Origin of the sequence: Helicobacter pylori (assembly GCF_011140715.1) — a bacterium.
Classification (GTDB): domain Bacteria; phylum Campylobacterota; class Campylobacteria; order Campylobacterales; family Helicobacteraceae; genus Helicobacter; species Helicobacter pylori_DA.
On record NZ_SFZZ01000033.1, the window covers coordinates 1 to 1,524 of the forward strand.

Sequence of the window (1,524 nt, forward strand, 5' to 3'; positions counted from 1 at the left end):
TGCTCGCTATTCGCCACAACTTGCACCCCGCAAAACCCGATCGGCAGTTGCATGGTCAGCTCTCAAGGGGGCGTACGCGGCGTATTATCGTTACAAGCGCGTTTGAGTTTTGAAAATTGCTTTAAGCCCCTAGACTGCTCACTATTCGCCACAACTTGCACCCCGCAAAATCCGATCGGCAGTTGCATGGTCAGCTCTCAAGGGGGCGTGCGCGGCGTATTATCGTTACAAGCGCGTTTGAGTTTTAAAAATTGCTTTTTGGTGAAATCGCTCAAACCCTCGCAATTGACATTCACGCTAACCGGTTTTTTAGGGGGGTTTTCTTTTTTGACAACCGGTTTTTGGTAAGGTCTTTTCCTCACGCTCGCTTGGATTATTTTAAAATCAAAGGGGTAATTTAGGGCTTTTAGGGTTTTTTGCGTTTCTAAAAAATGCGTTTTTAAGTGGTTGGTGTAATGGTCTTTTTCTGTTTCAAAGGCTTTCAAGAAACTCGGGTGCGTGAAATAGATTTTTAGGATTTGGTGTTCAATTTTAGCGTATCTAAACCCTTTCTTTAAATCCCCTAAAATTCCAGCCACATAACGATTGATCACTTCTCTTCGCTTGAGCTGGAGCTTTAAATTTTTAAACGCAGACATTTGGCCGATCTTTTTAAACAGCAAAAAGGTTTCTTTCTTTTTCAAATAGCGTTTATAGATGAGAGGGTCAAAATTGTTTTCCATAACAAATTATAGCGTTTTAGCTTGACTTTTTTAAAAAGCTTTTGTATAATGCTTCTTTTATTTTATCGTTTTGTGTTGGGGTGTCGCCAAGCGGTAAGGCACCAGGTTTTGGTCCTGGCATTCCGAGGTTCGAATCCTTGCACCCCAGCCATTTTTCCTTTTAGTGCGTTCTTGTTAGCGTGTCGCGGAGTAGAGCAGTCCGGTAGCTCGTTGGGCTCATAACCCAAAGGTCAGTGGTTCAAATCCATTCTCCGCAACCAATCTTAATTAAATACCCCCCTATCCCCTTAAGAAAATGAATTTTCAATTAAAAAATAAGCTTCGCATGAGACACTAACGCAAGAAAACGAATTTCAACTTAAGAAAACGAATTTCAAATGAAGAAAATGAATTTCAAATGAAGAAAATGAATTTCAAATGAAGAAAATGAATTTCAAATGAAGACACCAAATTAAAAAACGAGTTTTAACCATGACTTTAACAATTCTAACACCACCAAACGAAACAAAAAGCGCTAAAAGTAAAAAAATCACAAAATTTTCTCAAAATGACAAAAAAAAAAAAAACGCTTTATGCTATAATACTCCAAATACATTCCAATGCAAATGCATTCTAATGCAAATGCATTCCAATGTATAAAATCCCTAATACTAATCCAATTTAATCCAAAAAGGAGAAAAAACATGAAAAAACACATCCTTTCATTAGCTTTAGGCTCGCTTTTAGTTTCCACTTTGAGCGCTGAAGACGACGGCTTTTACACAAGCGTAGGCTATCAAATCGGTGAAGCCGCTCAAATGGT

1 protein-coding gene and 2 tRNA genes are annotated in these 1,524 nt (G+C 38.6%); 2 read left to right on the top strand and 1 reads right to left on the bottom strand.

Annotated elements, in window-relative coordinates; genetic code table 11:
* Positions 1-197 precede the first annotated feature (197 nt).
* On the bottom strand, positions 198-722 hold the full coding sequence (locus EWZ81_RS08450) for a hypothetical protein (protein WP_240146742.1): 525 nt from the start codon (positions 720-722) through the stop codon (positions 198-200).
* Between the two features lie 76 nt (positions 723-798).
* On the opposite strand from EWZ81_RS08450, the gene EWZ81_RS03345 reads away from it, so the two are divergent.
* Both EWZ81_RS03345 and EWZ81_RS03350 read left to right on the top strand, forming a co-directional pair.
* Positions 799-873, top strand: a tRNA-Gln gene (locus EWZ81_RS03345).
* 32 nt (positions 874-905) lie between these two features.
* Positions 906-982 (top strand) — tRNA-Met (locus EWZ81_RS03350).
* Positions 983-1,524 lie beyond the last annotated feature (542 nt).